Source organism: Cryobacterium tepidiphilum (assembly GCF_003716325.1).
GTDB lineage: Bacteria > Actinomycetota > Actinomycetes > Actinomycetales > Microbacteriaceae > Cryobacterium > Cryobacterium tepidiphilum.
Genome location: NZ_RDSR01000011.1, coordinates 44,270 through 69,827, shown reverse-complemented (window position 1 = coordinate 69,827; position 25,558 = coordinate 44,270). Strand labels below are relative to the sequence as shown.

Annotated in this window: 20 protein-coding genes and 1 other RNA gene; 14 read left to right on the top strand and 7 right to left on the bottom strand. The window is 69.1% G+C overall.

Translation table 11 applies throughout. The features are described from left to right. Positions 1-18: 18 nt before the first annotated feature. From EEJ31_RS08255 to EEJ31_RS08240, 4 genes are all read right to left on the bottom strand, one after another. Positions 19-1,971: a S8 family serine peptidase gene (locus EEJ31_RS08255; protein ID WP_233563803.1), complete on the bottom strand. Its 1,953-nt coding sequence runs from the start codon at positions 1,969-1,971 to the stop codon at positions 19-21. 174 nt (positions 1,972-2,145) lie between these two features. Then, positions 2,146-2,454, bottom strand: a complete 309-nt coding sequence (locus EEJ31_RS08250) for a uracil-DNA glycosylase family protein (RefSeq protein ID WP_233563802.1) — start codon at positions 2,452-2,454, stop codon at positions 2,146-2,148. Positions 2,455-2,528: 74 nt separating this feature from the next. Next, entirely contained in the window at positions 2,529-3,263 is a 735-nt protein-coding gene (locus tag EEJ31_RS08245) for a hypothetical protein (RefSeq protein WP_233563801.1), read from the bottom strand. Between the two features lie 96 nt (positions 3,264-3,359). Beyond that, the gene (locus tag EEJ31_RS08240; RefSeq protein ID WP_123045830.1) at positions 3,360-4,586 is read right to left on the bottom strand and encodes a ScyD/ScyE family protein; all 1,227 of its coding nucleotides are present in this window, start codon (positions 4,584-4,586) and stop codon (positions 3,360-3,362) included. A gap of 266 nt (positions 4,587-4,852) precedes the next feature. Between EEJ31_RS08240 and EEJ31_RS08235 the strand changes: the two genes are divergently transcribed. From EEJ31_RS08235 to rnpB, 4 genes are all read left to right on the top strand, one after another. Continuing rightward, complete coding sequence (locus EEJ31_RS08235; RefSeq protein ID WP_123045829.1) at positions 4,853-6,244, top strand: maltokinase N-terminal cap-like domain-containing protein; 1,392 nt, start codon at positions 4,853-4,855, stop codon at positions 6,242-6,244. A gap of 35 nt (positions 6,245-6,279) precedes the next feature. Next, the gene (locus EEJ31_RS08230; RefSeq protein WP_123045828.1) at positions 6,280-7,098 is read left to right on the top strand and encodes a Nif3-like dinuclear metal center hexameric protein; all 819 of its coding nucleotides are present in this window, start codon (positions 6,280-6,282) and stop codon (positions 7,096-7,098) included. Between the two features lie 69 nt (positions 7,099-7,167). After that, entirely contained in the window at positions 7,168-7,905 is a 738-nt protein-coding gene (locus tag EEJ31_RS08225) for a zinc ribbon domain-containing protein (RefSeq protein WP_123045827.1), read from the top strand. A 191-nt stretch (positions 7,906-8,096) separates the two neighbouring features. Then, positions 8,097-8,495, top strand: an RNA gene (rnpB, locus tag EEJ31_RS08220) — RNase P RNA component class A. A 96-nt stretch (positions 8,496-8,591) separates the two neighbouring features. Here the strand turns inward: rnpB and ppgK are convergent. Both ppgK and map read right to left on the bottom strand, forming a co-directional pair. Next, entirely contained in the window at positions 8,592-9,341 is a 750-nt protein-coding gene (gene ppgK / locus EEJ31_RS08215; RefSeq protein ID WP_123045826.1) for a polyphosphate--glucose phosphotransferase, read from the bottom strand. 32 nt (positions 9,342-9,373) lie between these two features. Further along, positions 9,374-10,240 carry a type I methionyl aminopeptidase gene (gene map, locus EEJ31_RS08210; RefSeq protein WP_123045825.1) on the bottom strand — a complete coding sequence of 289 codons (867 nt, stop codon included), beginning with the start codon at positions 10,238-10,240 and terminating at the stop codon, positions 9,374-9,376. Between the two features lie 12 nt (positions 10,241-10,252). Between map and EEJ31_RS08205 the strand changes: the two genes are divergently transcribed. Continuing rightward, on the top strand, positions 10,253-10,441 hold the full coding sequence (locus tag EEJ31_RS08205; protein ID WP_123045824.1) for an SPOR domain-containing protein: 189 nt from the start codon (positions 10,253-10,255) through the stop codon (positions 10,439-10,441). A 3-nt stretch (positions 10,442-10,444) separates the two neighbouring features. Here EEJ31_RS08205 and panB read toward each other — a convergent pair whose 3' ends face one another. Beyond that, on the bottom strand, positions 10,445-11,290 hold the full coding sequence (panB, locus tag EEJ31_RS08200; RefSeq protein ID WP_123045823.1) for a 3-methyl-2-oxobutanoate hydroxymethyltransferase: 846 nt from the start codon (positions 11,288-11,290) through the stop codon (positions 10,445-10,447). 99 nt (positions 11,291-11,389) lie between these two features. Here panB and EEJ31_RS08195 point away from each other — a divergent pair, with 99 nt between their 5' ends. The 9 genes from EEJ31_RS08195 to EEJ31_RS08155 all read left to right on the top strand — a co-directional run bounded on the left by EEJ31_RS08195 (position 11,390) and on the right by EEJ31_RS08155 (position 25,554). Then, positions 11,390-12,727, top strand: a complete 1,338-nt coding sequence (locus EEJ31_RS08195; protein WP_123045822.1) for a glutamine synthetase family protein — start codon at positions 11,390-11,392, stop codon at positions 12,725-12,727. A gap of 10 nt (positions 12,728-12,737) precedes the next feature. Then, positions 12,738-15,812: a bifunctional [glutamine synthetase] adenylyltransferase/[glutamine synthetase]-adenylyl-L-tyrosine phosphorylase gene (locus EEJ31_RS08190; protein ID WP_123045821.1), complete on the top strand. Its 3,075-nt coding sequence runs from the start codon at positions 12,738-12,740 to the stop codon at positions 15,810-15,812. Positions 15,813-15,828: 16 nt separating this feature from the next. After that, complete coding sequence (locus EEJ31_RS08185; RefSeq protein WP_123045820.1) at positions 15,829-16,335, top strand: GNAT family N-acetyltransferase; 507 nt, start codon at positions 15,829-15,831, stop codon at positions 16,333-16,335. A 296-nt stretch (positions 16,336-16,631) separates the two neighbouring features. Further along, complete coding sequence (locus EEJ31_RS08180) at positions 16,632-19,784, top strand: efflux RND transporter permease subunit (protein WP_123045819.1); 3,153 nt, start codon at positions 16,632-16,634, stop codon at positions 19,782-19,784. 15 nt (positions 19,785-19,799) lie between these two features. After that, positions 19,800-20,252, top strand: a complete 453-nt coding sequence (locus EEJ31_RS08175) for a hypothetical protein (protein ID WP_148040148.1) — start codon at positions 19,800-19,802, stop codon at positions 20,250-20,252. 1 nt (position 20,253) lies between these two features. Then, entirely contained in the window at positions 20,254-23,409 is a 3,156-nt protein-coding gene (locus EEJ31_RS08170) for an efflux RND transporter permease subunit (protein WP_123045817.1), read from the top strand. Between the two features lie 295 nt (positions 23,410-23,704). Next, positions 23,705-23,929 (top strand): helix-turn-helix transcriptional regulator, encoded by a 225-nt coding sequence (locus EEJ31_RS08165; protein WP_123045860.1) that lies wholly within the window; start codon positions 23,705-23,707, stop codon positions 23,927-23,929. After that, positions 23,929-25,251 (top strand): phage integrase central domain-containing protein, encoded by a 1,323-nt coding sequence (locus EEJ31_RS08160; RefSeq protein WP_123045816.1) that lies wholly within the window; start codon positions 23,929-23,931, stop codon positions 25,249-25,251. Before EEJ31_RS08165 ends, EEJ31_RS08160 begins: the two co-directional genes overlap by 1 nt. 30 nt (positions 25,252-25,281) lie before the next feature. Continuing rightward, positions 25,282-25,554, top strand: coding sequence for a site-specific integrase (locus EEJ31_RS08155; protein ID WP_123045815.1), 273 nt, complete (start codon positions 25,282-25,284; stop codon positions 25,552-25,554). Positions 25,555-25,558: the final 4 nt, after the last annotated feature.

Sequence of the window (25,558 nt, the reverse complement as noted above, 5' to 3'; positions counted from 1 at the left end):
CTTCGCGCTTCCGCCCGGTCAGCGGAAGATGGTGTACGTGCCCCAGCCGGAACCGATCATCGAGCGTGTGCCCCAGCTGCCCTTGCTGTAGGGATAGTACGCCAGCTTTCCGTTGGTGTAGCGGCTGACGAGCCCGTGCGAGCCCGCGCCTTGGTATCCCGCGACGCCCGTGATGCTGTTCACGCTGTTCCAGCCGGAGGCGCCGATCGTGCGCCGGGCCTCCGCGATGAACCGGCCCGCTCCGGTTGAGCGGTAGAGCGCCAGGGTGCCGTCGCTGCGCTTGGCGAGGATGTCCTGGGCGCCGTCCTGGTCGAAGTCCGTCATGGTCATGTATAGGCCTCTCCAGCCGGTGTCGACCTTGATGCGCGCTGACAGGCCCGAGCCGCCGCTGTTGCCGTAGAACCAGAGAGTGCCCGCCGGGTCGTGCGCGACGATTCCGGGGAACCGGTCGGCTTTGCGCCAGGTTCCGACCGTCAGTGTGTAGCCGGCCCACCCCGACGAGCCGATGGTGCGGGCACGCTCGAAGCCGCCCGAGGCCTTGCCGGGGTGGAAGCTGAGGTGCCCGTCCTTCCACTGCGCGATCAGGTCGAAGACGCCGTCCCGGTTCCAGTCCGTGACGAAGCCGTTGACCAGCCCCAGCCAGTTCGAGCCGATCTGCGTGCGGGGCAGGAAGCCGCCTTTGCCGTTGGCGGGGTAGACCCACAGCACGCCGTCGGATCTCGCGGCGACGACATCCGCGCCGCTGCTGATCGACGGGTGGGACACCACGGCGGGGGCGGACGTTGGCGCCGGAACGGACGTCGGCGCCGGCGTGGGCGCTGGGGATGTGGTGGTCGTGGCCGCGGTCGTGTTCAGGAGCCGGTTGGGAGTGCCGGCGCTCGGCGAGGTGACCACGCCCGCGCTCGTCATGGCGAGCAGCCTGGTGGCGACGGCGGTCGGGGCGAGTCCGGGATCCTGTTCAAGCAGCAGGGCCGCTGCCCCCGCGACGTGGGGGGACGCCATCGACGTGCCGCTCATGATCGCGGTGGCCGTCGTCGAACTGATTCCGTCGGAGGTGATGCCGACACCGGGAGCGTAGAGATCGACGCACGGCCCGAAATTGGAGAAGTCCGCCTGCCTGTCCGACGTGTCCGTCGCGGCGACCGTGAGAGCCTGCGGCACGCGGGCGGGGGAGGCGGCGCAGGCGTCCGTGGAGGAGTTGCCGGCCGCGACGACGGCCGTGACGCCGTCGTCGATGACGCCCTGAATGGCGCTGTCCAGCATGGTACTGGCCGGGCCGCCGAGGCTCAGGTTGACGATAGCGGGTGTGCCGGCCTGGTGGTCGGACGCGACCCAGTCCAGGCCGGCGATGACGTCGGAGTCGTACCCGGAGCCGGCGCAGTCGAGCACACGGACAGGGACCACCGAGGCCGCCTTGGCCACCCCGTACCTGGTGCCGGCGATGGTCCCGGCGACATGGGTGCCGTGACCGTTGCAGTCGCCGGCGCCCCGGCCGTCCGCGACAGCGGTCCAGCCGGCGGCGACGCGGCCCGCCAGGTCGGTGTGCGACGCGAGAACGCCCGTGTCGACGACGTACGCCTTGACGCCCGCCCCCGACCGGGTCGTACTGAACGAGCCCGAGAGCGGGAGGTTCGCCTGGTCGATGCGGTCCAATCCCCAGGGGGCAGGCTGCTCCACTCCCGAAACACTCACACGATGATCCGGCTCGATGCCGGCCACGCGGCCGGAGCGTTTGAGACCGGCCACCTGGGCCGGCGTGGCGGTGATGGCGGCACCGCGCATGACCTTCGAGAAGGTGCGGCCAATGCCGACCTTGTGCGAATGGAGCTCGCTCACCATCTCCGCGGCACCCACCCCGTGGGCGTAGCGGACCAGGTACCGGGCGGCCGGCTCGGTGGACGTCGGGGACGGTGCCGGCGACGCCGCGGCGGCGGGTGGCGCGTCGATCGAGGAGAGGAACACCAGCAGCACGAGGGCCAGGGCCGGGGGAAGAGAGCGGATCGTGGGTCTTCCTTCAGGGTCGTGCGCGGAGGGGAGGTGAGATGTCAGCGATGGTGGAGTTTCTCGACACCGTTCGGGCCCGGCGGCGTGGCCGCCATGCGAAATCAAGGCTAACCGGGCCCTCGCGGCGACGGCATCCCCTGTTTACGGGTGGCCGTCGCCCTCGTGCGAACGCCGGGCCGCGACGAGGTCGGCCACGAACCCGTCGAACGCGTCGTCCCACTCCGGCTTTCCGCGCAGGCGAAGCACGGCAGACGGATGCGTGGTCAGGAGCACGCGCGCACCGCGCGTTCCGGTCCCCGGCTCCAGCAGCCGCCCGTGCTCCGCGCCGACCCGCACCGGACGGCCGAGCACCGAGCGGCCGGCTGTGGCACCCAGGCAGACGATGACCTCCGGGGTCACGGCCGCAAGCTCTGCGTCGAGCCACGGGTGGCAGGCGACGATGTGTGCCACCGCCGGCTTGTCATGGATGCGCCGCTTGCCGCTCGCTTAAACCCACCTCTCCGCGCCGGGCGCGTCATGGTCGGTCATGGCCTACGCCTCCGTCCGCCCCGCGAATCGGCTCGGGCCGACGATCGTTGCTGCGCCCGTGCGTACGAGGGCTCGCGGAGGCGCCGGGTCCACGGGTAGAGGGTCGAGCCCTGCAGCGGGCGGAGGATCGGGTCGAAGCGCAGCCCGGTGTCGAGCGGCATGTCGCGCGTGCGCCGAAGGGTCAGGGTGGCGAACGGATGCCAGAGACCGCCCGGCGTGGCGTGCAGCAGTTGCAGGGTCCACGGCTCGAGCGACACCGCCCGGGCCAGCTCGGCCCGGCCCGACGGCAGGTGCCGCGGACCCATGGTGCGCGCGGCGATGAGCACCGGGCCGCGGCTGCCGCGGTAGGGCAGGATCGTGCTGAACCAGGCGCTGCCGGCCGCCGTGTGGGGCACCAGCAGGAAGCGCGTCGGCACGCCCCGGCCGGTCGAGGCCAGGAGAATGTCGGCCGGCTCGCCCGGGGTCGACGTACGGATCGCCAAGCCCAGGACATCCGGCAGGGGCGCGGGCACACCGATCGAGCGGGAGTACCGCACCACCGCGCTCTGCCCGGTGGCCGGCGCATCATCGATCCAGCCGATGCCGGAGGGCGCGCGGCCGGGCAGCCAGTCGATCGACGCCGTGAAGACGACGCCGAGCGGATGCACCGGGCGGGGATGCCGCACCCGGCGCAGCGCGCCGACGGCCGACTCGATGACCCGGCCGGCAACTGCGGAGATCGCTGCCCTCATGTGAGCACCCTAGGTCGGTTGGGAGTGGCCGTCGAGGGGGAACAGGGGCGTGCCGGCTGCCCTCGGTGAGGACGGCCGGCACGGTGAGGGAGGGACTCAGTGGTTGAAGAGTCCGTTCATGACCGCCGCGCGGATGGCCGCGCCGAGCCAGCGGGCGAGGTGCCCGGGGTCGACGGCGTCTTCTGCGTGGTTGTGACCGGAGAGCGGAACCGCGGTCACCTCGCCGATCGGCTGCGGTGCGCCGTTCTCGTCGGGCACGAAGGAGTTCGTGGTGACGTACAGCGTGCCCTTCGACAGCTCGATGGCGGCCGGGGACGGCAGCGCGATCAGCGGGGTGCCGGTCGACGCGCCGGGGGCCACGACGGAGACCTGGCCACTGCCATCCTGCCCGCCGAACAGCTCCGCGACGTACACCGTGCCGGAGACGGAGACCGCGAGGCCGGTGGCGCCCGCGAAGCCCTGCGCGACCTGCTCGACATCGCCGGTCGCCGGGTTCACCTTCACGACCGCGCCGCGGGCGCCGAGGCTCGGGTCTTCGGGACCGCCGGGCAGCAGTGAGACGTACAGCCAGCCGTCGGGGCCGAGTTCGACGTCAGTCGGTACCGGCTCGAACCAGTAGCTGTGGCCGACCGTGCAGCTGGGGAAGCCTGCGCCGGCTGCACCCTCCGCGGTGACCTCGAGCGGGAGCGCCGGAAGCACCGCCGTCGTCGTCACGTTCCCGTGGTCGTCGACGCGCAGGATCGCGTTCGCACCGGCATCCGCCACGTAGATCGAGTGGGGGAGCGCGAGACTCGAGTACGGGTGGGTGTCGACGATGCCCGTATACGATGCGGGCACCGGCCCCTCCGGCCCGCCCTCGGTCGGCGGGACGACGCAGCTGTCGGGCAGGTCGCGGAACCCGTAGGTCACGTCGCCGTCAGGGTTCTGCGTGTTCTCGTGCTGGTAGAGGTCTGCGAACGTCCACACGTCGCCGCGTGGGTTCATGGCCATGAGCGTGGCCGAACTGTGGTCCATGGCCGTTTCGGCGAAGTAGACCGTGTGGCCGCGGGAGGAGACGGCACTCACCTCGTTGCCGGCGGAGGTGTAGACGTCGGTCGTGCGGTGTCGGCGCACCTCGGTGAGGGTGCCGGTGAAGTTCTGGGTGACGTAGCTGACGCCGGGGTCGACCTCGAGGCTGAGCGGCGTCAGCAACCCGTCGGCGACGGTTTCGGGGCTGCCGGCGGTGGGGATGCCGGCGTTCTGCTGGGCGGATGCGGGCGCGGCCATCGCCACGGATGCGACGAGGGTTGCGCCGGCCACAGCCGCCACGAGCGGGGATTTCACGATGTACTCCTTTGTGATCGGATATCTCGGCGGAGCAGACCGTCACGATCCAGGAGCGGGGTGTGGGCAGCATCGGAGGCAGGCGGAAAGCTCCCCCATGTGCCGGTAGGACCACCGACGCTAGAGAAGGTAGTCGCAGGGAGCCCCGTTTGTCCAGTGTAATCTGAAGAAATCTCACAGGAGTTCGGCAGGCCCAGGATGCGGGTTTGCTCCCGGTCCCGCCCGCGGTCCTACCCAGGCTGCGGAGCAGGGTTTATCCTGCGAGCATGCCGACATCGACAGCGATTCTCAGCCTTCTACGCGACTGGATGCCGGGGCAGCGGTGGTACGCGGGCAAGGGCCGGCAGCCGGTGCTGCGGGCGGTCGGCGACTGGACGGTGCCCGGCTGCGAGGTGCCCGTGCACGTGCACCTGCTCCTGGACGAGGCGGCCAGCCCGCCCACGCTCTACCAGGTCCCAGTCACCGAGCGACCGGAGCCGCTCGCATCCGCCGGCCCGGCCTTCATCGGGGAGCTCGACCAGGGGGGCCGTAGCGTCTACCTGTATGACGGACCCCACGATCCCGCGTTCGCGCGGGCGCTCCTGCACCTGCTCATGCGGGGGCAGGAGGCCGGCGGCCACGGCATGGAGGTGCGCGGCGTGAGCCTGCTGGGCGACACCGGGTTGGTGATCCGCAGCTCGAAGGTGCATTCCGGCGAGCAGTCCAACACATCCATCGTGTACGAGGTCGCCCGGAGCGATGCGCCCGCCGACCGGGAACCGGCGCGCGTTGTGTGCAAACTGTTCCGTGCGGTGCACCACGGCGAGAACCCCGACGTGATCCTGCAATCGGCGCTGGCCGAAGCCGGGTCGACGCACGTGCCGCGATCGATCGGCAGCATCGTGGGGGAGTGGGACGACCCCGGCCGGCCGGATGGCCGAGCGGAGGGCCACCTGGCCTTCGCGCAGGAGTTCCTGTCGAACATGGAGGACGGCTGGGAGCTGGCGTTGCGCCTCGCCGCGGCCGGGGAGGACTTCTCCGGTGCGGCGTTCGCCCTCGGCGGTGCCACCGCCGAGATCCACGCCACCCTCGCCCGGGTCATGCCCTCGCGGCCGCCGACCGCCGGCGATATCGCCGAGACCATCGCGAGCTGGCGGCGGCGCCTCGCGACCGCCGTCGCGGAGGTGCCGGCGCTGGCCGGCCAACGGGACATCATCGAGGACGTGTACGAGCGTGCGGCGACGCTGACGTGGCCGCGACTGCAGCGGATCCACGGGGACTACCACCTCGGCCAGGTGCTGGTCGGCCGCGACGGACGCTGGGTGGCCCTCGACTTCGAGGGCGAACCGCTGCGTCCGATGGATGAGCGGTCCGAACCGGACTTCGCCACCCGCGACATCGCCGGCATGCTCCGCAGTTTCGACTACGTCGCCGGGAGCCAGGGCAACACCGACGCGGCGACGGGCTGGGCGCTCGCGGCCAGGGGAGCCTTCCTCGACGGCTACGCCGACACCTCCACAACGGATGTGCGCGGCTACCGGGAACTCCTCGACGCGTTCGAACTCGACAAGGCGCTCTACGAGGCCGTGTACGAGGCGCGCAACCGGCCGGCGTGGCTGCCGATCCCGGTCGGGGCCGTCGAACGGCTCGTTGCACGCGCCCGGGCCGGCGAGCGCTGAGCGGAGCGCGGGCGCGCCGCCGGTAGGCTGGCAGCGTGCCCTACTCGCTCGCCGACGTCACCCGCGTGGTCCACGACCTGTGGCCGCTGGCCGGGGCGGAGCCGTGGGACGCGCCGGGACTCGTCACGGGCGTTCCGTCGCGGGAGGTCGGCTCCATCCGGCTGGCCGTGGACGCCGTCTTCGACACGGTCGAGGAGGCCGTGGACGACCACGCGGACCTGCTCCTGGTGCACCACCCGCTGCTGCTTCGCGGTGTCACATCCGTCGCCGAGGACCGCTACAAGGGCGCCCTGCTGGCCCGCCTCATCCGCGCCGACTGCGCGCTGCTGGCCGCGCACACCAACGCCGACGTCGTGACCGACGGGGTGTCCGACATCCTCGCCACCCGGCTCGGCCTCGTCGACGCCCGCCCGCTCACCCCGGGCGCCGACCCCGCGACCGGGATCGGCCGCGTGGGCCGGTTGCCCGAGGCGACGACCGTGGGCCGGCTGGCGCGGACGGTGGCCGACCTGCTGCCGGCCACGGCATCCGGTGTGCGCGTCGCCGGCGACTATGCGGCGCCGGTGAACACCGTGGCGCTCTGCGGCGGCGCGGGCGACTCGCTGTTGTCGAACCCCGCTGTGCTGGGCGCCGACGTGTACATTACCTCCGATCTGCGGCACCATCCCGCCTCGGAGGCGCGCGAACAGGCCCGGGTGGGCGGCGGCCCCGCGCTCATGGACGTGTCGCACTGGGCCAGCGAATGGTTGTGGCTGGAGACGGCGGCTGGGCAGCTGCGCCAGGCGCTCCCCGGGGTGCGGGTGACGGTGAGCGAACTGCGCACCGACCCGTGGGACTTCGTCGTCGTGCAGTAGCGACGGCATGCAATAGTGGGGGACCATGCGTTCCCACTCCGAACTCAACATCGTGAAAGTCAGGACAACGTGAAGGCATCCCCCGCAGAGCAGAAGGAGCTTCTCCGGCTCCAGGCCATCGACACCAAGCTGCAGCAGGTGCAGCACCAGGCGGCGACGCTCGCGCAGCACGCCGAGATCGCCGCCCTCACCACCGAGGCCGACGCCGCGCGCAAGACGCTCGCCAGCCGCAGCGGCGCCCTCGACGACGTGCGCACCGAGCTCGGCCGCATCGAGTCGGACGTCGAGGTGGTCGAGAAGCGCATCGTGCGCGACAGCGACCGGGCGCAGGCTTCGTCGTCGGTGAAGGACATCCAGGCGCTGGAGCAGGAGCTCGAGGCGCTGCGGAAGCGCCGGGGTGACCTCGAGGAGATCGAGCTGGTGGTCATGGAACGGCTCGAAGAGCAGGAGGCGTCGGTCGCGGAGGCCGAGGCCGAGCGCGACGAGCTGCTCAGTCGCGTGGGCGTTCTCGAGCAGAAGCGCGACGAGCAGCTGGCCGACCTGGCCCGGCAGCGCGGCGACCTGGCGCGTGACCGCGACGCCGTCGCATCCGCCCTGCCCGAAGCCCTCGGCGCCCTTTACGAGAAACGCCGCGCGGCCGGTCACGGCACCGGCGCTGCGCTGCTGCGTGCCCGCACCTGTGGGGCATGCACGATGACGCTCACCGGAAGCGACCTAGCCGAGGTACGCCAGGCGCCCGAGGACGAGGTCGTATTCTGCCCCGACTGCGGCGCCATTCTCGTGCGCACGGAGGAGTCCGGGATCTAGGCCCGTCGTGGTCTGCGGTCCACGCCCCGTGTCTGACCACGTTTCGGCGAACCGCGCCCCGAGCGGCGGTTCGCTATCGCCGGAGCGGTAGCGATCCGCCGATACGTTGTCCTGCCACGGCGGCGACACATGACGCACATCCGCTGCGGTGGGGAGCCGCCCGCGATGGGCCTGTAGGCTGGGGCTCGGAATGGGTCGGCAAGGCGGTCGCGTCATCCGTTGTTCGCGAGAACAGCGGATGCCGAGGAACGTCCGGGCTCCATAGAGCAGGACGGTGGGTAACACCCACCCGGGGCAACCCGCGAGACAGTGCCACAGAAAGTAGACCGCCGCCTGCCGGCCTTCGGGCCAGGCAGGGGGTAAGGGTGAAACGGTGGTGTAAGAGACCACCAGAGGCCAGGGTGACCTGGTCGGCTCGGTAAACCTCGTCCGGAGCAAGGTCAGACAGGGAACGACAAGGCTGCTCGCCCAGTTCCCGGGTAGACCGCTGGAGGGCTGCGGCAACGTAGTCCCGAGATAGATGGCCGCCCACGGTGTCCGTGCCTCGCACGGCACCCGGACAGAACCCGGCGTACCAGCCGGCCCATTCCCTTCCCTCTCTTGGTCCCGGTGCGCGAATGCTCACTTTTTGTGGGAATGACCGAGCTATTCCCGCAAAAAGTGAGCACTCGCGCTGCGAGAAGGGGCTACCGGAGGGTGGCGAGGGCCGCTGCGCCGAGGATGCCCGCGTTGTTGCGGTGCACGGCCGGGACGATGGGCGTCGACAGGTCGAGCAGCGGCAGGAAGTCGTCGTGGTGCTTCGACACGCCGCCGCCGACGATGAACAGGTCGGGGGAGAAGAGCTTCTCGAGGGTGCGGTAGTACTTCTGCAGCCGGTGCGCCCACTTCTCCCAGCTGAGGTCCTCACGCTCCTTCACGGAGTACGCGGCGCGGGTCTCGTAGTCGTGGCCGCCGATCTCGAGGTGGCCGAGCTCGGTGTTGGGCACCAGGATGCCGTCGTTCAGCACGGCGGAGCCGATGCCGGTTCCGAGGGTGGTCAGGATGACCACCCCGGCCACATCGCGCGCGGCACCGAATTGCGCCTCGGCGTACCCCGCGGCATCCGCATCGTTGACGAAGTGGATGTCGCGGCCGAGCGCCGTCTCGAACAGGGCCTCCGCCTCGAAGCCGATCCAGTCCTCTGAGACGTTCGCCGCCGACATGGTGCGACCGTGCCGCACGACCGCGGGGAAGCAGACGCCGACCGAGGCCCCAGCGTCTGGCGACAGCAGGGCGAGCAGCTCCTTCGTCGTCTCCACGATGTCGTCGGGCCGGCCGCCCTTGGGGGTGGGGAGCTTAATGCGATCCGAGGTGAGTTCCCCGGTCGACAGGTCGACCGTCGCCCCCTTGATCCCCGTACCGCCGATGTCGATTCCGATGGCCGTCGCAGCACTCATACCGACCAACCTACTGCCCGCCGGCGGATGCGTCAGGGCAGCGTCAGGATGTCGGCGCCGCGTTCGGTGACGACGAGGGTGTGCTCGAACTGCGCGGTGAGGCTCTTGTCGCGGGTGGTCACGGTCCAGTCGTCGGCCCACATGTCCCACGCGGCGGTGCCGAGGGTCAGCATCGGCTCGATCGTGAAGACCATGCCCACCTCCATCACGTCGTCGTAGCGGGGCGCGGAGTCGTAATGCGGGATGATGAGGCCGGAGTGGAAGGCCTCCCCGACGCCGTGGCCGGTGAAGTCGCGCACCACGCCGTAGCCGAACCGCTTCGCGTACGACTCGATGGCGCGCCCGATCACGTTCACCTGCCGGCCGGGGGCCACCGCCTTGATGCCGCGGCCCAGCGCCTCCTTCGTGCGTTCGACGAGGAGCCGGGCGTCGTCGGCGACGTTCCCGACCAGGAAGGTGACGTTGCTGTCGCCGTGCACGCCGTGCGTGAAGGCCGTGATGTCGATGTTGATGATGTCCCCGTCGCGCAGCACCGTGTTGTCGGGGATACCGTGGCAGATGACCTCGTTGATCGAGCTGCAGAGCGACTTCGGGTAGCCGCGGTAGCCGAGGGTCGACGGGTACGCGTCGTGGTCGAGCAAGAACTGGTGGCCCACCGCGTCGAGCTCGTCGGTCGTGACGCCGGGGCGGATGGCCTCCCCGACCGCCTGGATGGCCTGCGCCGCGATGCGGCCGGCGTTCCGGATCAGCTCGATCGTCTCGGCGGAGTACACGTTGTTCCCGGTGTACGGGGCGGGTCCCGCCTTTCCGACGTACTCCGGGCGCGGGATGCGCGGAGGAACCGGACGTGACGCCGTGAGGGTGCCGGGAACCAGGTGTCCCGAAGAATCGAAAGGCATAGGATCAAGCTTATGGCCGAGGATAGTGAACACCAGTTCTGGTACAACATGCGCACCGGCGAGGTCGAGCAGGGCCTGAAGTCGCCGTCCATCGACCGCGCCGGTCCCTTCGCGACGCGTGACGAGGCGGCCCACGCACTGGAGAAGCTGCGCGCCAACAGCGCCCGTTGGGCGGCTGAGGACGCCGAAGAGAACCGTTAGGCGCTACTCGTAGCTGTGCTCGGGGGCCGGGTAGGCGCCCGACGCGACGTCGTCCTTGTACCGGCGGACGGCATCCGTCAGAATGCCGCGCACGTCGGCGTACTGCCGCACGAACTTCGGCACCCGGCCGGCGCCCATGCCCGCGAAATCGGTCCACACCAGCAGCTGGCCGTCGACGTGCGGGCCCGCGCCGACGCCGATGGTCGGAATCTCCAGCCGCTTGGTGACCTCGGCGGCGACCGTCGCCGGCACCATCTCCAGCACGATGGCGAACGCCCCGGCGTCCTGCACCGCGAGTGCGTCCTTGATCAGCGTCTCCGCTGCGTCACCGCGCCCCTGGATGATGTGTCCGCCCAGGCCGTGCTCGCTCTGCGGCGTGAACCCGACATGGCCCATCACCGGGATGCCGGCGGAGACGATGCGACGGATCTGCTGACGGCTGCGTTCCCCGCCTTCGAGCTTCACCGCGTGTGCCCGCGCCTCCTTCATGAAGCGCACCGCGGTGTGCAGGGCCTCCTCCGCGCCGCCCTCGTACGACCCGAAGGGCATGTCGGCGATGACGAGGGCGCGTTTGACGGCGCCGGCGACGGCACGGGTCAGCGGGATCAGGTCGTCGACGGTCACCGGGAGCGTCGTGTCGTAGCCGAAGACGTTGTTGCCGGCGGAGTCCCCGACGAGCAGGAAGTCCATGCCCGCCTCGTCGAAGATCTGCGCGGTGAGCATGTCGTAGCTGGTGAGGCCCGTGATCGGCACGCCCTCGCGCTTCGCGTTCAGGAAGTGGCGGATGCGTACCCGCTTGGGCCCGGTGACGGCCGGCGCGTACGGGTGCTGTTCCTCGTGCTCTGGCATGCCCCAAGTCTAGTGAGGCCGCCACGCCGGGTGACCGGGCCGTTCCCGGACCAAACCGCAGGGCACCCGGTAGCCTAGGCATGATCAGGAAAGGGCGTCATGGACAAGCAGCGTGACTTCGTTCTTCGCACCATCGAGGAGCGGGGGATCAAGTTCATCCGACTCTGGTTCACGGATGTCGTCGGAACCCTCAAATCCGTCGCCATCGCCCCCGCGGAGGTGGAAGGCGCCTTCATGGAGGGCCTGGGACTCGACGGCTCCGCGATCGAGGGCCTCACCCGGTCGTTCGAGGCCGACGTGCTCGCGCACCCCGACCCCACGACCTTCCAGATCCTGCCGTGGCGCGGCGAGGTGGACCCCACGGCGCGCATGTTCTGCGACATCACGACGCCCGACGGCCAGCCCGCCGTCGCCGACCCCCGCAATGTGCTGAAGCGCACCCTGGAGAAGGCGGCCGACCGCGGCTTCACCTTCTACACGCACCCGGAGATCGAGTTCTACCTGCTCAAGTCCTCCAAGATCGGCCTCGAGGGCCCGGTCCCCGTGGACTCGGCCGGCTACTTCGACAACGTCCCCGGCGGCACCGCCCACGACTTCCGGCGCCGGTCGGTGCGCATGCTCGAAGACCTCGGCATCTCGGTGGAGTTCAGCCACCACGAGGCCGGCCCCGGCCAGAACGAGATCGACCTGCGCTACGCCGACGCCCTCACGACGGCCGACAACATCATGACGTTCCGCACGGTGGTGAAGGAGGTCGCCATCGAGCAGGGCGTCTACGCGACCTTCATGCCGAAGCCCATGTCGCAGCATCCCGGGTCGGGCATGCACACGCACATGTCGTTGTTCGAGGGCGACACCAACGCGTTCTACGAGGCGGGCGCGCAGTATCAGCTGTCGAAGATCGGCCGTCAATTCATCGCCGGTCTCCTCAAGCACGCGCCCGAGATCACGGCCGTCACGAACCAGTTCGTGAACTCCTACAAACGGCTCTGGGGCGGCGGCGAGGCGCCGAGCTTCGTCTGCTGGGGCCACAACAACCGCTCGGCGCTGGTGCGCGTGCCGCTCTACAAGCCCAACAAGGGCCAGAGCTCCCGCGTCGAATACCGGTCCATCGACTCCGCCGCGAACCCCTACCTCGCCTACTCGTTGATGCTCGCGGCCGGCCTCAAGGGCATCGAAGACGGCGATGAGCTGCCGCCCGAGGCCGAGGACAACGTCTGGGCGCTCAGCGACGCCGAGCGGCGCGCGCTGGGGTTCAACCCGCTGCCGGCCAGCCTCGACCAGGCGATCGAGCAGATGGAACGCTCGGAGCTCGTCGCCGAGACCCTCGGCGAGCAGGTGTTCAACTTCGTGCTGCTGAACAAGCGTCAGGAATGGTCGGAGTACCGCTCGCAGGTCACCCCCTTCGAGCTGCACAAGAACCTGGAGATGCTGTAGCGGTCCGCGCATGGTGCGAGATCAGCTGACCCTCACCCATCTCGCCCGGGTCGGGTTCGCCGACCTGGGCGTGGTGCGCGAGCGCCTTGCCGAGGCCCACGAGCTGGGTGCGCCGGCCGCCGGCGAGATGCTGCCGCTCCTGGAGAAGACGGCCAGCCCGGATGCCGCGCTCACGTCGTTGCTGTCATTGCTGCGGCAGTGGCCGGTCGAGACGCAGGCTCTCCTGGGGCATCCCGGCGGCGCCCTGCGGCTGCTGCGGGTGCTCGGCGCCTCCACGGGCCTCGCCGAGTTCTTCCAGCGGCGCCCCGCCGAGCTCGCGGTGCTCGCCGAGCCGGTCGACGCGCTGCCTGACGCGGACTCCCTCACGGCCGACCTCCTCGACGCCGTCGGTGCCCGCGACGGGTTCGCCGCGCTGGTGGGCGAGGAGGCCTGGGTTGCCCTCCGCGTGCGGTATCGCCGGCGCCTCGCCCAGGTCGCCGCCTTCGACCTCGAACAAGCCGATCCGATCGCCGGCGTCGACCAGATCGCGAGCTCCCTCGCCGACCTGGCCTCGTCCGCGCTCGAGGCGGCCCTGGCCGTCGCGAGGAGCATGTGCTCCGGCCAGAAGGGCGCCTTCGGCGTATTCCCCGTCGCCGACGTGCGCGGGACCCGGCTCGCCGTGATCGGCATGGGGAAGGCCGGCGCCCGCGAGCTCAACTACGTGAGCGACGTCGACGTCATCTTCGTCGCCGAAGGCACCGGTGACGACACGGGCGAGACCGGCGCCGACGCATCCGGTGTCAGCAACGGCCGCGCCGTCGACATCGGCACCCGCCTGGCGATGCTCATGATGCGCGGCATCAACCAGCCCGCCGCCGAGCCGGAGCTGTGGGAGGTCGACCCGAACCTGCGCCCGGAGGGCAAGGACGGCGCCCTCGTGCGCACGCTCGAGTCGCACCTGGCGTACTACGAGCGCTGGGCGAAGAGCTGGGAGTTCCAGGCGCTGCTCAAGGCGCGCCCCCTCGCCGGGGACCGCGAGCTCGGCGACCGGTACGTGGACGCCGTGGCTCCGAAGGTGTGGTCCAGCGCCAGCCGGGCCAATTTCGTCGAGTCGGTGCAGCGGATGCGCGAGCGCGTCACCGAGAACATCCCGCCCCACGAGGTGGGGGTGCAGCTGAAGCTCGGCCCGGGCGGCCTCCGCGACGTCGAGTTCACCGTGCAGCTCCTGCAGCTGGTGCACGGCCAGGCCGACGAGTCGGTGCGGCAGCGCGGCACGCTCCCGGCGCTCGACGCCCTGGCCGACGGGGGATACATCGGGCGCGCCGAGGCGGCCGACTTCGCCCGGGACTACCGCATCCTCCGGCTCATGGAACACCGCCTGCAGCTCGAGAAGCTCCGGCGCACCCACCTCGTGCCCCGAGACGAGGACGAGCTGCGGGTGCTCGCCCGCGGCACCCAGCTCGCCCCCACCGCGGCGGAACTGCTGCGGCTCTGGACGGCCCTCAAGCTCCGGGTGCGCGGCCTGCACGAGCGCCTCTTCTACCGGCCGCTGCTGTCGGCGGTCGCGGCGCTGCCGACCGAGGAGCTGAACCTCACCAGCGCGCAGGCGGAGGCGCGCCTGGCGGCGATCGGCTTCCAGAACACCACCAACGCCCTGTCCCACATCCGCGCCCTCACCGCCGGCGTCTCGCGGCGTGCGTCCATCCAGCGGCACCTGCTGCCGGTGATGCTGCAGTGGTTCTCGGAAGGCGCCGACCCCGACTACGGCCTGCTCGCGTTCCGACGGCTGAGCGACGCGCTGGGGTCGACGCACTGGTTCCTCCGCATGCTGCGGGACTCCTCCGGCGCGGCGTCCCGGCTCACCCGCGTGCTGTCCGGCTCCCGCTTCATCGGCGAGCTGCTGGAGAAGGTCCCGGAGGCGGTCGCGTGGCTGGAGGACCCGAAGGATCTCCGCCCCCGCAGCCGGGCGGGACTGGCCGACGAGGCCCGGGCGGTGGTAGCCCGCCACGAGAGCGCCGACACTGTCGCGGGCATCCTCCGCACCTTCCGCCGCCGCGAGGTGCTGCGGCTCGCCTTCTCCGCCATCCTCGGCGAACTCACCATCGAGGAGCTGGGACGAGGCCTCAGCGACATCGCCAACGTGTACATCGCCGCGGTCCTCGCCGCCATCCGTGGCGTCGCCCTCGAGTCCACCGACTCGCCCGGGCACGCCCAGCCGGCACCGGACGGCATCGAGTTCGCCGTGATCGGCATGGGCCGGTTCGGGGGAGAGGAGCTCGGACTCGGCTCAGACGCCGACGTCATGTACGTGTTCCGCAACGGTTCCCTGGAGGGAGAGGCCGCGCACTCCCGCGCGCAGGCCGTGGTGCGGGAGCTGAACCGGCTCACCGACGACCCGGCGCTCCCGCTCGACCTGGACATCGGCCTGCGACCGGAGGGCAAGAACGGTGTCACGGTCCGCTCGCTCGACTCGTACGCCGCCTACTACCGGCGCTGGTCGCTCACCTGGGAGGCGCAGGCGCTGCTCCGCGCCCGCGGGGTGGCCGGCGACGCGGCGCTGCTGCGCGATTTCGAAGCCCTCGCCGACGCCGTGCGCTACCCGGCTGCGATCAGCGAGCACGACATCCGCGAGGTCAAGCGCATCAAGGCGCGCGTGGAGAACGAGCGCCTGCCGCAGGGGGCCGACAGAACCCGGCACCTGAAACTCGGCCGCGGTTCGCTCTCCGACGTGGAGTGGTTCGTGCAGCTGCTCCAGCTCCAGCACGCCGCCGAGCTGCCGCAACTGCGCACCACGTCGACCCTGACCGCGCTGGCGGAGGCGACGAAGGCCGGGCTGGTGGGCGAAGCGGATGCCGCGACGCTGCGTGCGGCGTGGATCTTCGCGTCCCGCGTGCGGTCGGCCATCACCCTGTGGACCAACAAGACCTCGGATGTCCTCCCGGTCGACCGGCTGCAGCTGGAGGGCATCGCCCGTGTGCTCGCGTTCCCGCCGGGATCCGCCAACCGGCTCGATGAGGAATACCTCGCGCTGACGCGTCGCGCCCGCGTCGTCTTCGAGAACCGCTTCTACGGACCGCCGGAACGGCCTACCGCTTCTGCCGGGTGACCCCGGGGCGCCTACGATGTCAGGCGTGAGCGACATCATCCTGCCTCTTCCCGTCGGTACGGCGGCGCTGCGGCGCGCAACCGCCGACGACCTGCCGGCGATCCTGGAACTCCTTGCCGATGACCCCATCGGGGCCGCCCATGGCGACACGGCCCGCACCGACGCCCGTCCCGCGTATGAACGCGCGTTCGCGGCTATCGACGCCAGTCCCGAGCAGCGGCTGCTCGTGGCCACGTCGACGGCGCGAGAGGTCATCGCCACGATGCAGCTGACCCTGATTCCAGGACTGACCCGCGTCGGGGCGTCCCGGTTGCAGATCGCGTCGGTGCGCGTGCGCGCCGACCATCGGAACCGGGGGATCGGCCGGGCCATGGTCCGCTGGGCCGTGGAAATGGCGCCGGAGCTCGGGGCGCAGCTGGTCCAACTCGCCTCCGACGCGGCGCGGGTCGACGCGCACCGCTTCTACGAACGGCTCGGATTCACAGCGTCGCACGTGGGCTTCACGCTCGCCGTCGAAAGGTAACGGAATCCTAGCTATCTGCGGTTAATCCTCTGAGTAGCTGCTCGTAGGTGTGGACAAAAATAGGTACTTGTAGTAGGGCGCCTGTTGGTGGGAAACTGATCACGATTCCTCTTCATGAGGAAACATCAGCAGATGAAGATCGAGCACGCACGGCGGTCGGCACGGGGCGCCTTCGTGGTACGTGCGCCCGTTGTCTGACATCGGTTCAGCACATCAGGGCTCCTTTTGAGCGCGGGCCGCCCAGCGGTCAGTCGCGCGTGCCGACGGATGGCACGCCATCACGAAAGGCCGCTGACATGTCGAATTCGTTCGTGCGATGGAGCGTCCAGTTCAAGCTTCTGGTCTTCGCGATGGCGGCAGGAATCATCGCTCTCGGCATCACCTTCCTGCCGCACAGTTCGCTTGACTCGCTCCCAGAATTCGCCGCGCCGCACGTGGAGGTGCAGACCGAGGCGCTCGGGTTGTCGGCTGTCGAGGTCGAACAGCTGATCACCTCGCCGATGGAAGTGGACATTCTCAACGGTGTCGCCTATCTCGACGAGATCCGCTCGACCTCCGTCCCCGGGCTGTCGTCGATCGAACTCGTCTTCCAGCCGGGAACCGACCTCCTCCGCGCGCGCCAGCTGGTCGCCGAGCGACTGACCCGGGCGCGTTCGCTGCCGAAGGTGTCGACGGCGCCGGTTCTGATGCAACCCCTCTCATCCACCAGCAGGGTGATGATGGTGCGGTTGTCCTCAACCGCTGTGCCGCTCCTCGAAATGTCAGTCCTGGCGCGGTGGAACATCAAGCCGCGCCTGATGGGTGTTCCGGGTGTCGCGAACGTCTCCATCTGGGGGCAACGCGAGCAACAGATGCAGGTGCAGGTCGACCAGAAGGTGCTGCAGGCCAAGGGGCTCACCCTGAACCAGATCATCAGAACGACCGGCAATGCGGTCTGGGTGTCCCCGCTGAGCTTCCTCGAGGCTTCCACACCGGGCACGGGCGGCTTCATCGAAACCGGGAACCAGCGGCTGGGAATCCAGCACATCCTGCCGATCACGACGCCGAAGGAGCTCGGACAGGTCAGTATCGAAGGAGTCACAGGGACGCCTCAGGTCTTGGGCGACGTGACCACCGTCGTCGAAGACCACCAGCCGCTCATCGGCGACACCGTCTCCGAGAAGGAGCCGGGACTGCTCCTGGTGATCGAGAAGTTCCCAGGCGCCAACACGCTGCAGGTCACGGCAGAACTGGAAAAGGTCCTCGACGAGCTGAAGCCCGGGCTGAGCGGGGTGTCGGTCGACAGCACCGTGTACCGGCCGGCATCCGCGATCCAGGCTGCTGTCGGCAGCCTTGCCCTCGCGTCGATGCTGAGCCTCGTGCTTGCCGTGGTGTTCCTGGGACTGTTCTTCCGTTCCTGGCGAGTCGGTCTCGTCGGCTTCATCGCGATCACCGTGTCAGTGGTCGGGTCGGCCCTGGTGTTGTTCGCCCTCGGGGTGACGCTGAACGCGCTCGTGTTCACCGGACTGGTGCTCGCGCTCGCGGTCGTCGTCGGCGACGTGGTCGCGGACCTGCAGGAACTCCGGCACGCCCGCTGGGAACGTGGGGGGAGTCGTGGTGTCCAGGAGCAGACGCGGGTCACGTTCATCGGCGCCGCACTGCGCAAGACCAGGAACTCGATCGGGATCGCCGCGCTCGTGATGGCGCTGGCGGTCACGCCGGCCTTCTTCCTCGAATCCGTCGATCGTGCCTTGATGGTGCCGCTGGTGCTCGCCTTCCTCCTGTCCATCGCGGTCGGCACCCTCGTTGCCTGGACGCTGACGCCGGCGCTGGCCGCTGCTCTCCTGCGAGCCGAGGCGGACCGCGCGCCCACGGCGTTCGCCCAGCGGATGCGAGCCGGCCACCTGACCGCGTTCCGGTGGGTGTCCAGGCGATCCAGGCCGGTGATCGGCGCCACCGCTGCCCTGGGGCTGGTCGCGCTCGTGGCAGCACCCCTCCTCGCCGTCGGGGATCCCATGATTCCCGTGTTGCAGAACCGCACGGTCCTGATCCGCTGGGACGGGATCGCCGGGACCTCTGTCCAGGAGATGGACCGGATCACGGCACGGGCCAGCAGCGAGATCCGCACCGTGCCCGGCGTCGCCAACGTGGGGGCCGACGTCGGCCGGGCCACCACCGGCGACCAGGTCGTCGGGGTCAACTCGGCTGAGATGTGGGTGACGATCGACGACCATGCCGACTATGAGAGCGCCGCGAAAGCGGTCAGCGACGTCGTTGACGGTTACCCCGGGATGAAGAGCACGGTTCTCACCTACTCGCAGGACCGCGTGAGCGCGGAACGCAACCGGATCCGGACCGGATTCGTGGTGCGTGTGTTCGGCGTCGATGCCGGCACGCTCATGGCGAAGGCCGAGGAGGTGAAGTCCATGATCGCCGGTATCGACGGGCTCTCGCATGCCCGGATCGATGCACCGAGCGAACAACCGATCGCCGAGATCGAGGTGAACCTGGACGCCGCGCAGCAAGCGGGAATACTGCCCGGCGAGGTGCGCCGTGCCGCCGCCGCCCTCGTGCAGGGGGTGGAGGTCGGCTTCCTGTTCGAGCGGCAGAAGGTGTTCCAGGTTGTTGTCAAGGGAGTGCCGTCGACGGGAAACAGCCTCACAAGCGTGACCGACTTGCTGATCGACACGCCCGACGGCGGCCAGGTCCGCCTGGGCGACATCGCGACGGTCAAGATAGCGCCGAACCAGACCGAGGTCAGGCATGTTGACACGCAGCGTTATCTTGACGTGCTTGCTGACTACTCAGGCCGGACGCCTTCGGACATCGAGGCGGAGGCGCGGGCGGGCATCGCGCGAATCTCCTTCCCCGAGGAGTACAACGCCCAGATTCCCACACCACTGGTCGCCCAGCAGGGCGACCCCCGGCTCATCTGGGCGGTGGCGATCGCCGCACTGATCGGCATGATGGTGCTTCTGCAGATCGCGGCAGGAAGCTGGCGGGTCGCCGGGATCATTCTCCTCGGACTTCCCTTCGCCCTGGGCGGCGGGGTGCTCGCATCCGCCCTCACCGGCGGTTACAACTCGCTCGTCAGCGTTCTCGGCTTCGCCGCCGTCCTCGGCATCGCTGTGCGGGACAGCATCATCGCGGTGAAACGCACGCGCAAGGCGACCGCCAGCCACGCGTCAACGGGGGAGCGGCCCGCTCTGCGTGCCAGTCGCGACGGGCTTGTGCCGACCGTGGCGACCGCGGTGATCACGGCGGCGATGCTGCTGCCGTTCGTCGCCCTCGGCGGCGTGATGGGCCGTGAGGTGTTCCTGCCCCTGGCGATGGTGGTGTGGGGCGGCCTGGTGAGTTCGGCGGTGCTGACGCTGTTCGTGCTGCCCCCGGTCCTGGCCGCGGTCGGGGTTCAGGTCAGGGACGACGCTGTGGAGCCGGGTACGACTCTGCACCCGATGGCTGGTTCGTGAGGAGTGATGGGAACGATGAAGAGCACGCAGGCGACGACCGCGCGTCGTTGCATGGCGGGGTCGCTGCTGACCGCGCTGATGGTGGGAGGACTGGCCGGCTGCAGCCTCGAGACTGCGGAGGCCACGCGGGTGAACGAACCCGCCACGTTGGAGGACGTCGGTGGAGGCGTGAGCCGGATCACCCTGTCCGCGCAGGGCGCCGAGCGACTGGGGGTGGCGACGGCGCCCGTGGAGAAGGCCGACGGCGGCGGACTCACCGTGCCGTACTCCGCTCTCCTCTACGACGCGACTGGCAAGACGTGGGTCTACGTGACCCCCGAACCGCTGGTCTTCGTACGGCAGCCGGTGACGGTCGACCGTGTCGACGGGGAGGCGGTGAAGCTCACCAGCGGGCCCGCTGTCGGAACGCCGGTCGTCATCGTCGGCGCCTCGGAGTTGTTGGGCGCCGAACTCGACGTGGAGGAATAACATGCGCAGGATCATCGGTTTCAGCCTGAAGTTCCGATCGATGATCGTCGCGCTCGCCTGCGCCGTCATGCTGATCGGAGCGGCGCAGCTCAGCACTGCCCCGGTCGATGTCTTCCCAGAGTTCTCCCCTCCGCGTGTGGAGGTGCAGGTCTCCTGTCTCGGCTTGAGCGCGACCGAGGTGGAACAGCTGGTCACTGTGCCCATGGAGCAGGCGCTGAACGGCGTCGAAGGCTTGCAGCAGCTGCGATCGAAGTCGGTGCCGCAGCTGTCCGACATCGTCATGGTGTTCGAGCCGAATACGGATCTCCTGACCGCCCGGCAATTGGTCTCCGAACGTGTCGCTGCCGTCACGCCGACGCTTCCGAGTTGGGCGGCGCCGCCGCTGATGCTGCAGCCATTGTCCACGCTCAGCCGATTCATGAAGATCGGTCTGACGTCGGACTCGCGCTCGCTCATCCAGCTGTCCATGCTCGCGCACTACAAGATCCGCGCCCAGCTGCTCGCCGTGCCGGGTGTTGCCAATGTGTCGATCTGGGGGGCGCGCAAGGAATCGCTGCACGTCAGGGTCCTTCCCGAGCGGATGCAGGCCGCGGACGTCTCCCTCGAGCAAGTGATGGGAATCACGAATGACGCCCTCAACGCGGGCTTGCTCTCCTACTCGCCCGGCACGGTCGTGGGCACCGGCGGTTTCGTCGACACCCCCTCCCAGCGGTTGGGAGTGCAGCACGTGCTCCCGATCGCATCCGCCGACGACCTGGCCCAAGTCGTCATTGAGAATCGCCCCGACGGGCCGCTGCGTCTGGGTGACGTCGCCCAGGTGGTGTCCGACCACAACGCCCTGATCGGTGACGCCGTGATCGACGGCGGTGAGGGCTTGATGCTGGTGGTGGAGAAGCTGCCGTGGGGCAACACCCTGCAGGTCACGCGCGGCGTCGAGCAGGCCATGCAGGAGATCGCCCCGGCCATGCCCGGCGTGCATTTCGACACGACGATCTTTCGACCAGCGACGTTCATCCAGGACTCGATCAACAATCTGAGCCTGTCGATGCTGCTGGGCATTCTCCTGGTGATCATGGTGCTCGGGGCATTCCTGTTCCAGTGGCGCACGGCGCTCATCAGCCTGATCGCCATCCCGCTGTCCCTGGTCACGGCAGGCTTGGTCATCGTGCTCACCGGCAGCAGTGTCAACACCATGGTCCTGGCTGGCCTGGTGATCGCGGTGGGGGTCGTGGTCGATGACGCCATCATCGACATTGAGAACATCATCAGGCGATTGCGTCACCACCGTGCGATGGGCGGCACCCGTTCAACCGCATCCGTCGTGCTGGAGGCGTCCCTCGAGGTGCGCGGGCCGATCGTGTACGCGACACTCATCATCGTGGCGGCGGCCGTGCCCATCTTCTTCCTCGAGGGCCTCACCGGAGCGTTCTTCCGACCTCTCGCGGTGTCGTACACGTTGGCGGTGTTCGCGTCGATGCTCGTGGCGCTCACGGTCACGCCGGCGCTGGCGCTGATCCTCCTGCGCAAAGCCCCCCTTGACCCGCGGGAGCCGCCGCTGGTGCGCGTGCTGAAGCGCGGCTACCACGCCGCGATGACGCGGATGCTCAGGCGGCCCAGGCCCGGATACCTGGTCTTCGCCGCGGCGACGCTCGCCGGTGTCGTGGCGCTGCCGTTCCTCGGGCAATCGTTGATGCCCAACTTCAAGGAGCGGGATTTCCTGATCCACTGGATCAGCCAGCCGGGGACCTCCGTCACGGAGGAGGTGCGCATCACCCAGAAGGGCTGCAGGGACCTGATGGCAGTGACCGGCGTGCGCAATTGCGGCACGCACATCGGGCAGGCGCTCTCCGCCGACGAGATTGCCGGCGTGAACTTCGGCGAACACTGGATCAGCATCGACCCGGCAGTGGACTACGACAAGACCCGGGCGGAGATCGAAAAGGTGGTCGACAGCTACCCCGGGCTGTTCCGGAATGTGCAGACCTATTTGAAGGAGCGGATCGAGGAGGTGTTGACCGGCACGGGCGATGCCGTCGTCGTGCGGCTCTTCGGCGACGACCTCGACGTGCTCCGTGACCTCGCCGACCAGGTCGACGACGTGCTCTCCGGAATCCCCGAGTCCGCCGACGAACATGTGTCACTGGATGTCGACGTGCCCCAGATCGACGTGAAGGTCGACCTGGCCAAGGCCCAGGCGTACGGCCTGAAACCCGGCGATGTGCGCCGCGCGGCGGCGGCGATGGTGGCCAGCGAGGAAGTGGGTGACCTGTGGCGTGACGGCAAGGTCTACGACGTCCGGGTCTGGAGCCCGCCCGAGGTGCGCTCGAGCGTCACGAATATCGGGAACATGACGATCGACGTGCCGAACGGCGGCCACGTTCGGCTCGCGGACGTCGCGACGGTGAGCGTCAACGCCACACCGAGCGACATCGAGCGCGACAACTCCTCGCGACGCATCGACGTGAGCGCCAATGCGGTGACCGATAGCGACTTGGGTGCGCTCGTGCAGAAGCTCAACCAGGGGCTCGCGACGATCGACTTCCCGTCCGGCTACCACGCGGAGGTGCTGGGTGAGTATGCGGAGCGGCAGGACGCGGCGCAACGGCTGGTCCTCCTGGCCGTTGCGGCCCTCATCATGATCTTCCTGCTGTTGCAGGCGGTATTCCGAAGTTGGCGGCTCGCGACCCTGATCATGCTGACCCTGCCGGTCGCCCTCGTGGGCGGGGTTTTCGCGGCTTGGTTGACCGGCGGTGTGCTGTCGCTCGGCTCCCTGGTGGGGTTCTTGACCGTGATGGGAATCGCTGCCAGAAACGGGATCCTCCTGATCTCGCACTGCCAGCATCTCCAGATGTTCGAAGGAGAGCCGTTCAGCGCGCAGATGGTGCTGCGCGGCGCGGGAGAACGGTTGGCACCGATCCTGATGACGACCCTGGCCACGGGGCTGGCCCTAGTGCCGCTTGCGGTTCTCGGCAATATCCCGGGCCACGAGATCGAGCACCCGATGGCCGTGGTCATTCTCGGCGGGCTCGTCACGTCGACGCTGATGAACCTGTTCATCGTGCCGGCCCTCTACCTGCGGTTCGGCAAGCCGGAGGTGACGGCCGCCCTGGATCGCGCGGCCGAGGGCGCGGTCACAGCGAGGTCCTCGTCAACGTGATCATGGCGGCATCCGTCGTGCCGGTCGACCGGAATGCGACGAGGCCGCACCCCGAAGGGTGCGGCCTCGCGGGGAACCGTAGGTTCTAGACGCCGTAGTACAGCTCGGCTTTAGGATCTGAGATTCGGAGGGTGTTCCACAGGATCGAACTCCCTTGCAAACTCAGGGAAGTGCGATGCTGAGCATGGGGTGGGTCGCTGCTGCGGCTGTCCGAGAACCTGTCCGTCTTGCCGATTCTTGGCCGTCCTACGGGTCTTCCTGGGGGTCCACGGGAGGTGCCGCCTACCTGTTTGATATGAGCGCCGACCGCCCCCGCCTCTGGACTGCCCAGAAGCTTGCCGACTATACGGGCATCCCCATCAGGACGCTCGCTGACTGGCGGACGGAGCGCGCGCGCAGCCGAGGTCTCGGATTGCCGTTCGTCGCACTCTCGGCGCACAACGTCCGCTACCGCGATGAGGATATCGAGGCGTTCATCGCAGGGCGGATCGTGGCTCCGATGGATAGGGCGGCCGACTGATGGCGCGGCCGAAGCGCGCGCTCGGCGAACTCGGCAAGGTGACCTACACCGTTGAAGGGAGCGGTCTGGTCGTCGCACGAGGACGCGTCCACGACGGCAACGGGCGCGAGCGTCGTCCGAGCGGCAGCGGAGCGACCGAAGCCGAGGCGCTGGCCGCATTGCAGGAAGCGGCCGATGTTGCCGTCGGTCGAGTCCTGGCACGACGCACGCAACTCATGACCGTCGCGGAGTTGGCGACGGCGTGGCTGAAGACGGCGTATCACGACGACGACCCGCGAGTGCTGCGCCAACGCCGCGAGCAGACCGTCGATGGCTACGCATCGGTGGTCCGAGCGCATGTCACCCCGCGCGCCGGAGCCATCCGTATCGCCGACATCACCGCTGATCGCGCCGACGGGCTGCTCATGGACATCGCACGGGAGAAGTCGGTGACGACCGCGAACAAGGTTCGTAACGTGATGTCGCTCATGTTCGATTGGGCGATCCAGCAGGGACATTTCTCGGCTGCCGGGTCGATCCAGCAGACACGGTACGGAGCGGTCGTCGTGGCGAACCCCATCCGTGCGACCCGGCGAGCGGATGAGCCGAACACGGTGTACTTCGAACTTGACGCGGTGCAGGTCAAGTACATCCTCCACCTCATCCGCGACGTGTGGCCGGAGCGACACCGGGCGCGGTATCCGGTGGGCCGCCGGCCCAACTACAAGCTGCTCGCCGACTACATCCTCATCACGCTCGGCACTTCCGAGAGAACAGCGGAGCCGATTGCGATCCGGTTCCAGGACGTGCGGTTCGAGGCGGTGGAGCAGCCGGATGGAAGCCTCACGATGGAGGCGCTCGTCTGGGTCGGGGGGACGATGGTTCGCACGAAGTCCCGCGGCCTGTTCCGCCAGGACTCGCCCAAGGCGGAGCGGCAGAAGCGTTGGGATCGCGTTCCGAAGTTCGCCGCCAAGGTGCTGAGCGAGCTCGTCGCCAGCCACGTTCCCAATCCCGAACGGAATCCCGACGACGTGCTGTTCATCACCGAGCGCGGCCGTCCGCGCGACCCCAGCGCAGTCGGCGAGCTGCTACGGATGTTCCGCCGCGAGTTCAAGCCGGAACTCTTGGCTATCGGGGTCGACGCCGAGCACCTCACCTTCCGCAGCCTCCGCAAGGCCGTCGCCGCAGCGGTATCGAACACGGCCGGCGTCGAGGTCGCACGCGATCTGCTCGGGCACAGTGACGCGGCGATCACCGAAGGCCACTACGCGAAGCGCCCCGACCTCATTGTCGAAATCGCGGCCGACGCGCTCGATGAGGTGTTCGCGGGCATTGACGCATGAAAGGCCGCGAAGAGGGAGAACTGACAACGCATGATTGTGAGCAACTACGAGCCGCTGCTGCGCACGTTCGTCGACGACAACGCTGCGGCTCTCACCACCCGGGGTGTCGATGTGGACGACTTCACGACACACCTGTATCGACGCACGACGACGACATTCGTCGAGCGGCCCGCCGGAATCAGACTCGCTTCGCGGCTGCTCGGCCACGCGAACGAGCAGATCACGCGCGCGAGCTACGTCGTCGGCGCCGTCGAAGTCGACCCGATCACGATCGACATCCTCGACGAAGTTCTCGGATCCTGACAGG